Genomic DNA, 14,218 nt, shown 5'->3' with positions numbered 1-14,218 from the left:
ACGCTTGAGTATCGCAGACTCAACACCAGCCGAATGGCGTCGATGACCTCCCAGGGAACTGCAATCAGCAATGAGATGCGTGTCTTCCTATAGAGCACCTAGACTCGTAGCTCAATTGCAGCCAGCAGGTTTCGCACTGCATAAGCGGACACAACTCTGTTCAGGGTGATGTGCATCTTCCTACCTCCGCATCATGGGCATGCCCAGCAGCACCTTTCCAGAGGCACGGTTCGGAACTGACTCCCCGGCAAGTCCGCTAATCGGGCACGAACCGCACCCACCGCCCGCGTTCTCCGTTGGGTCGAACTCCGCATCCGCATCTTCCAGCCCGGCCTCGTGCTGCAGGAACGCCGTCGAGATCATCAACTTAATGCGGTTGAGCTGGTTCACCTCGGACGCACCGGGATCGTAGTCGATAGCCACAATATTGGCCTGCGGGTACTTGGTGCGCAGCGCCCGGAACATGCCCTTGCCCACCACATGGTTCGGCAGGCAGGCGAAAGGCTGGGCACAGATAATATTCGGGCAACCGGACTCGATCATGTCCATCATGTCCGCCGTCAAATACCATCCCTCGCCGGCTTGGTTGCCCAGCTGCACAATCTCCTGTGCCTTGGTGGCCAGTTGCTGGATCGTCGCGCCGGCCTCGAAACGCTCCGACAGCGCCAGGGCCCGCCGCGCCGGCTTCTCATACTGCTGCATAGCCCACAGCGCCAGTTTCTTCCCGTAGCGGCCGCGGTTCGATCCTTCACCAAGCACCTGGTATTTCCAGTCCGCCGTCACGAGCGAGTTGTGGAAGAACTGGGCCAGCGAGGGCAGTTCCGCCTCGCATCCCTCCCGCTCAATCACCTCAACCGCATGGTTGTTGGCATCCGGATGGAACTGCACGAGGATCTCCCCCACCATACCCACGCGCGGCTTGCGCGGAATATCCTGCAGCGGCAGAACGTCGAACTCCCGCACAATGCTCTTAATCAGCGCATGGAAGCCAATCCGCCTGCCCAAAGTGCGGGAATAGCCTCCCTCGGCGAAGTACTCGCGGCACACCGCATCCCACTTCTCGTACAGCGCCGTCGCGTTGCCCTCGATCTGGTATGGCCGGGTACGCAACAGAACCTTCTGCAACACGTCACCCAAGGTAATGGCCTTGACGGCATTGTGGATCAACGTCGGCGTCATGCTGAAGCCGGGGTTCTCCTCAATACCCTGCGCGGAAATCGCTATTACCGGGATCTGCTCATAGCCGGCGTCGCGCAAGCCCTTACGCAACAGTCCCGCGTAGTTCGTAGCACGGCACATGCCACCTGTCTGGGTGATGGCAACCGCAGTCCGGTCGGGATCAACCTCGCCGCGCAGAATCGCACTGATCAACTGGCCGATCACCACAATAGCCGGGTAGCAGGCGTCATTGTTGACGTACTTCAGGCCCACCTCGATATCGTCGCGTGAGGCCTTCTCCAGCAGTTTCACGTTGTAACCGCCCGCCCGCAGCGTCTCCGCAATCAGGCGGAAGTGAATGGGTGACATTTGCGGGCACAGCACCGTGTACCCGTCCTCGCGCATCTTCTTCGTGAAGGCCACACGCTGGTGGATATGCCCGGCCGTTGCATACTCGGCCTCGCCGCGCTTCCCCAGCGGTACGTCGTCGCCGGAACCTGCGGTGTCCACGGTCATGGACTCGGCGCGGTCATGCCGCTCCTCCACCGCCGCAGCCAGCGACCGCAGGCGGATACGCGCGGCACCCAGGTTGGAGACCTCGTCGATCTTCAGCCCGGTGTACACATCGCCGCGTCCCTCCAGGATCTCGATGACCTGGTCGGCAGTGATAGCGTCCAGCCCGCATCCGAAGGACGTCAACTGCACCAACTCCAGGTCGACGTCGTCGCCCACCGTGGCAGCAGCCTCGTACAGGCGCGAGTGATACGCCCACTGGTCACGCACACGCAACGGACGTTCCAGTGTGCCCTCCACCATCGCATCCTCGGTCAACACCGCCATGCCCAGGCCGATAATGACTTCCGGAATGCCATGGTTGATCTCCGGGTCCAGATGGTACGGACGCCCGGCCAACACAATACCGCGCATATTGTGCTCACGGATGTACTGCAGCGCCTCCTGCCCCTTCGCCCGGACCTCGGCATGGAAGGCATCCAGCTCCTCCCAGCCCTTCTCGCACGCCGCGGCCGCCTCTTCCTCAGTGACACCCCACTCGGCGAAGACCTCGGCGATGCGCCGCGGCAGCACCTCCCGGTTCCGCAACGATAGGAAGGGTGAAATGAAACGGATATCCGGCCCTGCCAGCGACTCCATGTTGTTGCGAATAACCTCGGGATAGGTGGCAACAATCGGACAGTTGAAGGTGTTGTCCTGGCCGTTGGCGGTTTCCTGCTCATAGGAGACGCACGGGTAGAAGATGGTCTGCACACCCTTCTTCAGCAGCGACTCGATATGCCCGTGCACAAGCTTGGCCGGATAGCACACGTTCTCCGACGGGATCGATTCCATGCCCTCCTCGAAAAGGTCATGGTTGGAACGCCCGGAAATCAACACCCGGAACTTCAACTGCGTAAGCACGGTGAACCAGAAGGGATAGTCCTCGTACATGTTGAGTACACGCGGAATACCGATATCACCACGGGTCGCCTTGTCCTCCGTGAGACGCCGGTAACCGAAGACCCGCTTGTACTTCCAGTCGAACATATTCGGAATCGGCGACTTCTTTGGAACGCGCTCCAGCGACGCGCCGCGTTCGCACCGGTTGCCGGACACATGCCGCTCCCCGGTGGAGAAGGTGGAAATCGTCATCTGGCAGTGGTTCTGGCACAGACGGCAGGTCTTCCGCTCCGTCGTCACCGTCAGTCCCTCCAGCTCTTCCGGTGAGAGCAGTCCGCACGGCTTCTCCGGATCGGCGGTGGCAGGATCATAGTGCATTTTGGCGGTGAGTGCCGCCCCGTAGGCACCCATCAGCCCGGCGATATTCGGCCGGACCACATGGCGCCCGGTGAGCAGTTCGAAGGCGCGCAGCACGGCGTCGTTTAAGAAGGTACCGCCCTGCACCACAACGGACTCCCCCAGGTCCTCCGGGTCCTTCAGCTTAATGACCTTGTACAAGGCGTTACGAACCACCGAGTAGGACAATCCGGCGGAAATATCACCGACGTCGGCGCCCTCCTTTTGTGCCTGCTTGACGGAGGAGTTCATGAACACCGTGCAGCGTGTGCCGAGGTCGACCGGGCTCTGCGCCTGCACGGCGGCAGCGGCGAAACTGCGCACATCAATGCCCATGGTCTCCGCGAAAGTCTGCAGGAATGACCCACAGCCGGAGGAACAGGCCTCGTTCACAGAGATGGAATCGACGACGCCGGAGCGGATGCGCAGGTACTTCATATCCTGCCCGCCGATATCGATCACCGAGGTAACACCGGGGCGAATATGTTCGGCGGCGCGGTAATGCGCCATGGTCTCGATTTCGCCCTCGTCCACACCGAGCGCAGTTTTCACCAGCCCTTCCCCATACCCGGTTGAGCAGGAGCGGACAATCCGCGCCGTGGGCGGGAGCTCTGCGTGAATGTGCTTGACGATATCAATGGCTGCCGCCACCGGGTCGCCCTCATTCGAGGCGTAGTGAGTGAAGACGATGTCGTCGTCGCCGTCGATGAGCACGGCTTTAATCGTGGTGGAACCGGCGTCAATGCCGAGGAAACAGTCACCGGCGGCCTTATCGGTGTCCTTGAAGGAAATCGCCTCTTGCGCATGCCGTTCGTTAAACTCGGCGCGCTCCTGTTCATCCGCGAACAGCGGACGCATACGGTGGGATTCCGCCCCCAGATGCTTGGTCGCCTCTAGTTTGGCGACGAGGTCGGCAAGGATGGCAATATCTGCCTTCTCCGCTAGTAGCGCGGCGCCTAGCGCCACATACAACTGCGCGTTATCCGGGGTGATGTACGTATCCACCTTGTCAAGGATGCGGTCGTAGGCGTTACGTAGTTCGGGCAGGAAGTGCAGCGGGCCGCCCAGGAACATGACATTGCCACGAATCGGGCGCCCGCAGGCCAAACCGGCCACCGTTTGCGTTGCAACCGCCTGGAAGATGGAGGCAGCGAGGTCTTCGTGGGCCGCTCCCTGGTTGATCAATGGCTGCACGTCTGATTTGGCGAACACGCCGCACCGCGAAGCGATCGGATAAAGCTGCTGGTAGCCGGCGGCCAACGTGTTCAGCCCGGATGCATCGGTTTTCAGCAGGGTCGCCATCTGATCGATAAACGCCCCGGTTCCACCCGCACAGGTACCGTTCATCCGCTGTTCCGGGGTGGGGTGCAGGTAGGTGAGCTTGGCATCCTCTCCGCCGAGCTCAATGATCACGTCTACTTCCGGATGATTGCGCCGCGTTGCCTCTGTTTCGGCAATAACCTCCTGTACGAAAGAAACAGACAGCGCATTGGCCACCGAGAGCCCGCCCGAGCCTGTGATGGAGGCGCGGACCCGTGCGCCGGGGAACTCGAAGGAGATATCGGCAAGTAGCTTGGCGAGTTCGGCTCGCACGTCGGCGTTATGGCGGCGATAGTCTTGGAACACCGGCTTGTCGCCGTCGTCGAGCATAACCGCCTTGACCGTTGTCGAACCGACATCAATTCCCAAGCGGTAAGCAATGCTCGTATTCATCCTCATCCTCTCCGTGGAGCGGCGCGCAGGGTAAGCTGCCCGATATCTTGAGAGTACGGCTTCGGGCATCAAATTTCTTCCCCGTAGAAACTTCAAATCCATCCGCTGGCAGACCCGCACTCTGCTAGGAAAAACCGCCCTTCGCCTACCAAAGACATCTCTACAACGTTGAAATATTGGGACAAACGGCCTAGGAATATCGGCCGATGACTCGGACGCGGTCGTTGGGAGGGCACGGAAGGCTACGAAGGAGAGGCCAAGGCCATGGAAGCGGTACGAGGGAGTATTGTTAACGCGAAGGCTAAGGCGGCGGTTGCAACCACCGCCCACGCCGCGGCACGAGATGGGGCACTTGCAGAATTCACACGGTGCCATACTCTGGACGCGGCAAAACAGCGCCTGCAGAATCGACATGAGTCCGCAGCTCGGTGACGTAAGAACAGGGGCGAAACAGGAGATGGAAAACGGCACAACCCGCGGCCCCCGCGCAGCACGCGGCGAGATACGCGAACGCCTGCTCGAAGTGGCGAAAGTCCAGTTTGCCACCCGCGAGTTCTCCGCCGTGACTCTGCGCGACATCGCGCGCGAAGCCGACGTCGACCCTGGGCTCATTTCCTACTATTTCGGCGGAAAAACCGGACTCTTCCGCGAGGCAATGTCGCTGCCGCGTGACCCGACCACCACGGTACTCGAATCGCTGGGCGATAATCTGGAAGGTGCTGGCGCACGCGTTGTGCGCGCGGTCCTCTTACTGTGGGAGGAAGCATCCGCCGAAAACTCCGCCCGCCTGCTCATCGGTTCGGTGCTGGCATCCGACGAAACTATGACCACCTTCCGCGCATGGATTGACGAAGCGATTATCACGCCGGTTGCGCGACGCCTGAGCGGACCACATACCAAAAGGCGCGTGGCCGCCGCGACCAGCGTGATCTTTGGAATGCTCTCCGCCCGCTACATCCTGCGCCTCCAGCCCATCACATCACTGAATATTGACGATGTGGTCAAACTGTACGGCCCCTTGGTGCAACATCTGCTGCAGCCCGCGATTCGCTGAGGCCTCATCAGGGGACGTAACCGGATGGCATCGGGGGCCGTAACCAGGCGGCATCGAGCTGCCACGGCCCGCCTTCCACTGCAACTGCCACGGCGTTCCTCATTACTACCGTGTCGGAGTCCTCTGGCACACTTAGCTCATGGGCAACTTCTACTCCATCTATTCCCAGGGAATGGCGCGCGTGGCCGCCTGCACCCTGCCTGTCGCACTTGCTGATCCTTGCGAGAATGCCCGCCGCACCGCCGAGCTTATCCGCGGTTTGGAGGGCCAAGGCGTGGCGCTGGCCGTTTTCCCGGAACTTGGGCTCACCGGATACTCCGCGGATGATCTCTTCCTTCAAGACACCCTCATCAACGCCACATTGCAGGCCATCGAACAGCTGCGAACCGAATCGGAGAGCCTCTCCCCCGTCATCGTTGTCGGCGCGCCGATCCTGCACGAAAACCGCCTGTACAACTGCGCCGTCGTGCTGCATCGCGGTCACGTACTCGGCGTCGTCCCCAAGTCTTATCTACCGAACTACCGCGAGTTCTATGAGAAGCGCCATTTCGCAAGCGGCGCGCAGACTGCCGGGAACTACATCACCCTACCCGGGGTCAATATCAGCGCGGCTGACGGCGTGGATGCGTTACTGGCCGCATACGCTGTGCCGGGTTCCAGCCCAGCGAGTGTTCCGGATTCCGACGCTGCGAACGTTTCGGATTCCGGCGCTGCGAGTGCTTCCGCGCCTCTATTCCGCCCCGCGCCGGTTCCCGACGCTCTGAGTTACGGTTACCCACGCGAGTCTGTTCCCTTCGGCCCGGACCTGCTGTTCAGCGCCACGGATGTGGACGGTTTCGTTTTCCACGTGGAGATCTGTGAAGACATGTGGGTCCCGATCCCGCCGGCGGCGCGGGCTTCACTCGCCGGAGCGACAATCATCGCCAACCTCTCCGGCTCACCTATCACCATCGGGCGCGCCCATGACCGCGAGCTCATGATCGGCTCCTCCGCCGCCCGCTACAAGGCCGCCTACATTTACGCGGGAAATGGCCAGGGCGAGTCAACCACCGATCTGACCTGGGACGGGCAGACGGCCATCTTCGAGATGGGAACAAAGCTGGCTGCCGGTCCGCATTTTGCCGACGGCGCCCATGCCACCCTCGCCGATATTGATCTCGACGCCCTGCTGCAGGAGCGTATCCGTCAATCCAGTTTCGATGACAATCGCGCAACCTTCGGCATTTCGCGCACCGAGGCGGTCCACCGCGAGGACTCCGCCAGCGGCAAGCGGAACTCGGTTTTCCGCACCATCAACTTCCAGCTGGCACCCACGCATGACGACGTCGGCCTGCTGCGGCCTATTGACCGTTTCCCCTTCGTGCCCAACGACGCCGCCACCCTCAATCAGGATTGCTACGAGGCCTACAACATCCAGGTTTCGGCACTATGCCAGCGCCTACGCGCCATTGGCCAGCCGAAGATCGTGATTGGAGTATCCGGCGGTCTGGATTCCACGCAGGCGCTGATTGTGGCAGCGCGGGCCATGGACCAACTGGGCCGTCCACGCACCGACATCCTTGCCTACACACTGCCCGGCTTTGCCACCTCGGATCACACCAAGTCCAATGCCTACCGGTTGGGCGAGAGCCTCGGCGTCTCCTTCCAGGAGATTGATATTCGCCCCAGTGCGCGGCAAATGCTCAGCGACATCGGGCATCCCTTCGGACGCGGCGAGGAGGTCTATGATGTCACCTTCGAGAACGTGCAGGCAGGGCTGCGAACCGACATGCTCTTCCGTTTGGCGGGAGCGAATAACGCCATCGTGCTGGGCACGGGTGACCTTTCGGAGTTGGCGCTGGGCTGGTGCACCTTCGGCGTCGGCGACCATATGAGCCACTACAACGTCAACGCCGGCGTACCGAAGACACTGATGCAACATCTGATCCGCTGGGCCATCTCCTCCAAACAGTTCGACCACGCCGTCAGTGACACGCTGCAGTCGATTCTTGATACCGAAATCTCCCCGGAGCTCGTGCCGGCGCGCCCCGGCGAGGAAATCCAGTCCACCCAAGCAAAGATCGGCCCGTACGAACTGCAAGACTTCACTCTGTACTATCTGCTGCGCTGCGGCCTGCGGCCATCCAAGATCGCCTTCTATCAGTGGCATGCCTGGAGGGATGCAGAGGCCGGCAACTGGCCGAGTGGGATTGCTGTGGAAGATAGGCACGCCTATGAAATCGGGGACATCCGGCACTGGATGGAGCTCTTCTATCGGCGTTTCTTCTCGCAGCAGTTCAAACGTTCCACGCTGCCTAACGGCCCGAAGGTCAGTGCCGGGGGAACGCTTTCGCCGCGCGGCGACTGGCGCATGCCCAGCGATGCTTCCGACGCGATCTGGCTGGCCGATCTGGAGCGAGTGCCGCGCGGGTAGCGGCAGTTTGCAGCTCATACCCGCGCGTTGCAACGGACGGCCTGTTCCACATCTTTGGCGACGATGTAGCAACGCTTGCGCATGTACCTGCCTGTACATGCCGCGCGGGTAGGGGTACATGCCACCCTGAGTCGCAACTCAGGCAACACCCACCGGTACACAGCGCGCGGGTGGGGCACATACACGTCGGGCAGGGGTGGCGTCGGCTTCTCGACGTACACCACGCGGGTAGGGGTACACAACGCAGCATTGCCGCCCGTGACGAACTCGCCCACTCGGCTGGGACGCGCGAGTGGGTGCACATAAAGTGGGATGGTTGCAAAGCTGCTCACAGAGTTGCTGCAGTCGGTCGTTTGCGCCCACCGCACTCGCCGCCAAACGGTACTCTTGAGCCGTCAGAGGAAAGGAGACTCATGTCCGTCGAAGTCGTCACCGAATCAACCCCGGAACTCGCTGCAGCTATGAATAGACTGGTCCCCCAGCTCTCTCGTTCCACTCCACCCCTTTCCGAGGAGTATGTGCGGAGCATGGTGGCGCAGAAAGGCGTATATCTGCTTGTGTTCCGCTCGGAGGATGCGCCGGAGATTCTCGGCATGCTGACTCTCGCCACATTTGATATCCCCACCGGGCGTCGCGCCTGGATCGAGGACGTCGTCGTACACGAGGACGCCCGCGGTCAGGGAGCGGGGCAACAGCTGGTGGAGGCCGCAGTTTCGCTTGCACAAGAGGTCGGAGCGAAGTCGGTGGATCTGACATCGCGCCCCTCGCGAGAAGCCGCCAACCGCCTCTACCGCCGCTGCGGTTTCGTGGAGCGCGAGACCAATATCTACCGGTACCAGGGGTAGCGCTCGCGTCTAACTCAGGTCGTGGTAGTACCTAGCCGTCGAAGGGCCGAGTGCACGTTGTCCGGCTCTTCCACCATCCAACATTACTCAGCCGCCAACGACAACTTCAGCGCGCTGAAACTCCTTCACATCGGAATATCCGTTGGCCGCCATGGCGTGCCGGAGTGCGCCCATGAGATTCGTGGTGCCGTCGGCGGTGTGCGACGGGCCGAAGAGGATCTGTTCCAGGGGGCCGGCGGTGCCGACTTGTACCCGGTCACCGCGTGGCAGGCGTGAATGGTGTGCTTCCTGCCCCCAGTGCCAGCCGCGGCCGGGTGCCTCATCCGCACGCGCAAGTGCGGTGCCCAGCATAACGCCATCCGCACCGCAGGCAATGGCCTTCACTACATCCCCGGCGGTCCCCACTGAACCGTCGGCCACCACGTGCACATAGCGCCCGCCAGACTCGTCCAAATAGTCCCGCCGAGCGGCGGCAATATCGGCGATCGTTGTCGCCATCGGTGCCGCTATACCAACGGTGCGGCGATTCGCGGAGGCCGCACCGCCGCCGTATCCAGCAAGTACGCCAGCGGCCCCGGTGCGCATGAGGTGAAGGGCGCCGGTGTAGGTCACCGCACCACCCACCAGGACGGGCACATCCAACTCGTAGATGAAGCGCTTGAGATTCAGGGGCTCCCGGTTGGCGGAAACGTGTTCGGCAGAGACCGTGGTGCCGCGGATAACGAAGATATCCACGCCGGCGTCGACGACGGTCCGCCACAGCTCCTGGGTGCGGCCTGGGGATAGCGCTCCCGCCACGGTCACCCCGGCATCGCGGATCTCGTTCAACCGCTCAGTGATGAGTTCCTCTTTGACCGGCTCCGCATAAATCTCCTGCAGGCGCGCGATGGAACTGCGCTGATCGAGATCGGCTATTTCTTCGAATAGCGGGCGCGGATCTTCGTAACGGGTCCACAGGCCTTCCAGATCGAGCACACCGACGCCGCCCAGGCGTCCGATTTCGATAGCGGTTTCCGGTGAGGTTACCGAATCCATGGGCGCAGACAGTACCGGGATCTCCAGATGGTAGGCGTCCAACTGCCAGGAGGTGGTCACTTCCTGCACGTCGCGAGTGCGCCGTGAAGGGACAACGGCGATATCGTCCAGGGTGTAAGCGCGTCGGGCGCGCTTCGCTCGTCCAATCTCAACTTCGCTCACATGACCAGCCTACCCCTTGCCGGTTAGCCGGTTACAGCAGCATAGGCCCATCAGGCATGTGGATACGCGAATTGTTCGGTGTGCGCATCCAATGCGCAAGGAAGGGTGCGAGGAGGACTTTATGTTATGTGCGACTGCAAGCGTATCCGAAGCATCGTGAAGGTCGGGACTACGACTCAGCCCCACCCCCATTTTGATCAAAGACGCGCCGCCCATGACAGGAAGTGTTTTCCTTGAATCTCTCCTCAAATCCGCCTCAAATGCTTCCCTGCGCGGCGTTCCCAAGAGCCTCGCTATACATTCTGTCCACTCTCTCCGCTTTCTGAAGCGCGAGTTCCACGACCTTTTGCGTCCTCTCAAGAGCGTTCAGCCGGGCTGTTAGTTCGGCTAGATGTTTTGGAAAATCCTCCGGGTCCTCCGTTGGTTGCGCCCGGCCATCGGAGGCGTCCGTAACCTGACCTGACCCCAGAATCTTGAAACCGTATTGATCTGCTATGGAACACGCCTCAATGACCGCCAGTTCCACGGCATACGTTCCGCTCTGCGCTTTAGATGTGGCCGCGATAAGATCATCGATTGCGTCTACGAGCACCTGACAACGCTCTTGAAGCTGAACACGCCTGACTGCCGCCAAGTCAGCTGTCTTTCCCTGCCAGTCTCGGGAAGTGTCGCTGCATTCCAACTCCCAGTGAGCCCGCCGCACCCGCTTTCGATCTTCGGCCAGGGCTTCCAGGACCGGCTGAAAGGCAGCACTGTTCCACCTCCGAATGTCGCTCCACGTTACCATTGAAAACTCCTCAATCCTCCGAATCGCCTGGCTTTGAATGACGACGGAACTCCTCAGAATCCGACGGCGCGGGGTGCACGTTACGCGGATTCCTGTCAATATCCCACCCATCCGAGTGGGCGTCACCCGTTCCAGAAGTCCTCTCACGGCCACGCCGAGGCCGCAAGACAGAACCCGGAGTCACGGCGGCCATGCGTTCGGCAGCGCGCTTGTCTGCAGCGAGGAACCTATCACGTGTGCGCTCGAGGGCCGCCGCGAATTCGTCAACCGCGATAGCCAACCCCTGCAGGGAGGAATCAACAGCACCACCCGCGGAAGTCGCAGCACTAGCCGCAGGCGCTCCAGGCATGGCGTTACGCATCTCATTCAGACCGAGAAAAACCTTCACCTCTGCTAGGTTTTCAGCTGCGTTATGCGCACGACCCGCCGCTTTCGTGACTCCTTCCGGATTCATGTAGTACCGGCTCACTTCATCTCCTTTGGGTGGTTGGTGAGGAGTTTGAAGTTACACTACCGCAACGCGCATGGAGGCACAAAGCGAGGCCATCCATGTAGTCGCCGCCCAAAAACACGTGAGACGCTCATACTGTTGCTGACCAGAGCAACATGCCAGTCCTTCAGACGAAGGCGCCGCCACTCTATGACATCCGGACGGAGACCCGACTGTGCGGTGCCGCTTTCCGCGTGATTCAACATGCCTGTGGCAGAAACACACGCTACACGCTCAAAGAGACATGCCGGTAGTGTGCCGGTCCACGACGGCGCGAGGCCATCGCAGCTCTCAGGTGTCACTACTTCGGACCCGAAAGAACACGCAATCACACCGGCCGGTGGCCGGTGCTGTACGCGATGGAAAAGCCGCGGTTCTCACGGTTCATGACAACACTGATATGGCCGCCATCTTCCCTGTTATACAGGAAGAAATCGAACAGCTGGGCATCCGACTGATTAATCAGATAGGTGAAGCCGTACGGAGCAACCTCCTCCTTGACGATGTCCAGTGCGTCGAAGAAGTCGTTGTCCGTAAGCGGGGACGCAATGACCATCCCCTGCCGACTATTGATCGCGGTGCCGGTTTCGGTGACACCCGCATTCCTTTCGATGCTCCCGGCACCACGGCGAGGTTCCTCGTCCAACCAGGTCCACTCGAACGGGCCGAAAACCGCATCAATGCGCAGGCGCGCATCCTTCAGCGCCCGGTTCAGTTGGCTCTGCGACGTCTCAATATCGACTCGCTCTTTAAGAGGCTTTGCGCCATCCTCATCAAAAATGCTCATATGCCTAACCCGCCGTTCCTGCTACGACCTTTGACAGACTGTTCAGAGCAGTAGAGCCCTCATCAAGATAGGTAGAGTGCTCGCGCTTCGAGAAATTATCATTCGCGTCGAGCTCCGTAAAACTGGGGTCGTCCAGTGGCTCGTTGCCGAGGGCTCCGCTGAACATGCCTATCACATCGTTGGAGTTTCGCAACACATACTTGTGTCCTTCCGGAACATTCATGTCATAGCCCGGCAGCGTACCCGGAGAACCGTATACGGCGTAGTCGTCAACGACACCGGGCCGTACCTGCGCCACGCCGTAACTCGATGTCGTCGAACCATACGAATGACCGAGCACCGACATATGCGCATCACCGGCGCCTAACCGCCGCGAATCAGAGATTCCCTCTTCAAACGATGCCAGCGAGTCGCCGCCTCGTTTGGCATTATCGGTACCCGCGACCGACCAGTCAGCTGGAGGGCTTTGCGGCGCGTCGTACCCCAACCACATAATCGCCGCAGTGGTCTCTCCATTACCAGCAGCCTGCTCCGAATGCTGCTTAAGCCGTTGCATCTCTTCAACTTTACCGGGCATACTCTCAACCGTCGTCGTCATGCCCGGTACAACGGTTGTAATGTGGTCGGCAGTGTCCACATCGCCTACAGAGATAGCGACGTGCGCACGTTCACTACCCGGCTCACCCCACGCTTCTTCGTAAAGAAGGAGTTGCCCTTCTTCTCCAGCTTTAGCAAGGTTAGCAAGGGCAGTCCGAATCGCATCAATCTCGGCCTTTTGCTGCTCGAGCGCCCTCTTATGCTCACCTTGAGCGGTTGGCAGCAAGGCATTAACTGCTCTTTCTTCGTCGTCGAGCTTCTTCAGATTTGCCTCATGACGAGCCCAAGCCGGTATACCGTCGAGATTTCCAAGCCCACGATAATTGTGTTTAACCATCGAGCGCTGTTCTTCCTCAGTCAGCGAGTTCCACCATGCGGCAACCTCTTCCGTTGATGCGGCCACCGGCGGCGTATCAGCGACACCCGGAGTGTCGCCAAGGTCTTCCACCTCACTGACTTCGCCGTTGGCCACCTTGTTCAGAGCCTCGACGTAGTCAGAGTTAACTTCCTGCGCTCGTGTAAGTGCAGCAGCGACCGATTCCCGAGCAGTGCCAAGAGCTTCTTCACGCTCAAGTTTCTCCTGCTGCATTATCGGGCTAGAGGGAGCCGCGTCGATTGGATCAGGATCGGTGACTTCTCCCGAAGAAGAGATATTGAAACCCCAATACTCCACCCTCGAGATCGCCTCATTAACCAGCAGCTCAACATCTCCCACACCGTTTTGCGCAGCGGTCGTCGCCGCCAGCAGATCGCCGATATTGGCCAGCAACACTTCGCAGGCGGATTCGAGCTCACTGCGTCGTTCTTGAGCGGCCTCAGCGCCCACACCCGACCAGCCCGTCGACACGTCGATAGCAAGGATATAGTCTCCCGCACCTTTGGCGTCCTTGCGGGCCGCAATCAGGTCATCAACTGCCGTGTCAAGACCAGAACTCTTCCAGTCCTTGATGTTCTCCCAGGTGAGGCTGAAGGCGGCTCCAACGGCCCCACCTACTAGCGCGCCGACACCACTTAGAGCACTCATGACTCCCCCATCGCTGTATCAAACGCCGAAAAATCAATGCTCGTCGTCTCATCCGTGCTGGAATACGACTGTTTGGCACTGTCGAGCGCCGAATGAAACTCCGTCAGTCCGCTCGCCAGCTTCTTCGCTAGATCGTCAACCGCCTGACCCGCCGAGCTTGCTGCGACCGCTGCCGAGGCGCCACTCATGCCGCTTGATACGGTTCCCATACCATCAGAGACCTGAACGTTCCCGGCGTAGTCGCTCGCCTCCTGGGTATTGGTCATGGCGCTATCGAGGCTGCCTTCTTCAACGCGTAGTTCTGACACCGCTGCCCTTTCGCTACAAGTGAGCACGACGTGACCAAGCATACCCTGAGCGGA

Annotated in this window: 10 protein-coding genes; 3 read left to right on the top strand and 7 right to left on the bottom strand. The window is 60.5% G+C overall.

From position 1 onward, the window contains the following. Positions 1-180: 180 nt before the first annotated feature. The gene (locus EKN07_RS00155) at positions 181-4,668 is read right to left on the bottom strand and encodes an acyl-CoA dehydratase activase-related protein (RefSeq protein WP_126145363.1); all 4,488 of its coding nucleotides are present in this window, start codon (positions 4,666-4,668) and stop codon (positions 181-183) included. Between the two features lie 406 nt (positions 4,669-5,074). On the opposite strand from EKN07_RS00155, the gene EKN07_RS00150 reads away from it, so the two are divergent. From EKN07_RS00150 to EKN07_RS00140, 3 genes are all read left to right on the top strand, one after another. After that, positions 5,075-5,716 carry a TetR family transcriptional regulator gene (locus tag EKN07_RS00150; protein WP_164546556.1) on the top strand — a complete coding sequence of 214 codons (642 nt, stop codon included), beginning with the start codon at positions 5,075-5,077 and terminating at the stop codon, positions 5,714-5,716. A 139-nt stretch (positions 5,717-5,855) separates the two neighbouring features. Continuing rightward, entirely contained in the window at positions 5,856-8,129 is a 2,274-nt protein-coding gene (locus EKN07_RS00145; protein WP_126145361.1) for an NAD(+) synthase, read from the top strand. A gap of 413 nt (positions 8,130-8,542) precedes the next feature. After that, positions 8,543-8,974 (top strand): GNAT family N-acetyltransferase, encoded by a 432-nt coding sequence (locus EKN07_RS00140; RefSeq protein ID WP_108715288.1) that lies wholly within the window; start codon positions 8,543-8,545, stop codon positions 8,972-8,974. An 87-nt stretch (positions 8,975-9,061) separates the two neighbouring features. On the opposite strand, the gene EKN07_RS00135 is transcribed toward EKN07_RS00140, so the two are convergent. The 6 genes from EKN07_RS00135 to EKN07_RS00110 form a co-directional block, all read right to left on the bottom strand. After that, positions 9,062-10,171: a GuaB3 family IMP dehydrogenase-related protein gene (locus tag EKN07_RS00135; protein WP_126145360.1), complete on the bottom strand. Its 1,110-nt coding sequence runs from the start codon at positions 10,169-10,171 to the stop codon at positions 9,062-9,064. Between the two features lie 256 nt (positions 10,172-10,427). Then, complete coding sequence (locus EKN07_RS00130) at positions 10,428-10,958, bottom strand: hypothetical protein (protein WP_108715287.1); 531 nt, start codon at positions 10,956-10,958, stop codon at positions 10,428-10,430. Between the two features lie 10 nt (positions 10,959-10,968). After that, positions 10,969-11,427 carry a hypothetical protein gene (locus tag EKN07_RS00125; RefSeq protein WP_108715286.1) on the bottom strand — a complete coding sequence of 153 codons (459 nt, stop codon included), beginning with the start codon at positions 11,425-11,427 and terminating at the stop codon, positions 10,969-10,971. A gap of 349 nt (positions 11,428-11,776) precedes the next feature. After that, positions 11,777-12,235, bottom strand: a complete 459-nt coding sequence (locus tag EKN07_RS00120) for an LppA family lipoprotein (RefSeq protein ID WP_108715285.1) — start codon at positions 12,233-12,235, stop codon at positions 11,777-11,779. A 4-nt stretch (positions 12,236-12,239) separates the two neighbouring features. Further along, a complete protein-coding gene (locus EKN07_RS00115; RefSeq protein ID WP_126145359.1) occupies positions 12,240-13,856 on the bottom strand; it encodes an alpha/beta hydrolase in 1,617 nt (538 codons plus the stop codon). Then, positions 13,853-14,122 (bottom strand): hypothetical protein, encoded by a 270-nt coding sequence (locus tag EKN07_RS00110; RefSeq protein WP_108715283.1) that lies wholly within the window; start codon positions 14,120-14,122, stop codon positions 13,853-13,855. Before EKN07_RS00110 ends, EKN07_RS00115 begins: the two co-directional genes overlap by 4 nt. Positions 14,123-14,218: the final 96 nt, after the last annotated feature.

Origin of the sequence: Actinobaculum sp. 352 (assembly GCF_003957265.1) — a bacterium.
Classification (GTDB): domain Bacteria; phylum Actinomycetota; class Actinomycetes; order Actinomycetales; family Actinomycetaceae; genus Asp313.
The sequence above is the reverse complement of the archived record's forward strand: the minus strand, read 5'-3'. Positions and strand labels throughout refer to the sequence as shown.

Excerpts from the sequence above, each read along its gene's own strand:
- EKN07_RS00110 (WP_108715283.1), bottom strand. The coding sequence starts at position 14,122 with ATGACCAATACCCAGGAGGCGAGCGACTACGCCGGGAACGTTCAGGTC.
- EKN07_RS00120 (WP_108715285.1), bottom strand. The coding sequence starts at position 12,235 with ATGAGCATTTTTGATGAGGATGGCGCAAAGCCTCTTAAAGAGCGAGTC.
- EKN07_RS00155 (WP_126145363.1), bottom strand. The coding sequence starts at position 4,668 with ATGAGGATGAATACGAGCATTGCTTACCGCTTGGGAATTGATGTCGGT.
- EKN07_RS00115 (WP_126145359.1), bottom strand. The coding sequence starts at position 13,856 with ATGAGTGCTCTAAGTGGTGTCGGCGCGCTAGTAGGTGGGGCCGTTGGA.
- EKN07_RS00145 (WP_126145361.1), top strand. The coding sequence starts at position 5,856 with ATGGGCAACTTCTACTCCATCTATTCCCAGGGAATGGCGCGCGTGGCC.
- EKN07_RS00130 (WP_108715287.1), bottom strand. The coding sequence starts at position 10,958 with ATGGTAACGTGGAGCGACATTCGGAGGTGGAACAGTGCTGCCTTTCAG.
- EKN07_RS00140 (WP_108715288.1), top strand. The coding sequence starts at position 8,543 with ATGTCCGTCGAAGTCGTCACCGAATCAACCCCGGAACTCGCTGCAGCT.
- EKN07_RS00150 (WP_164546556.1), top strand. The coding sequence starts at position 5,075 with ATGAGTCCGCAGCTCGGTGACGTAAGAACAGGGGCGAAACAGGAGATG.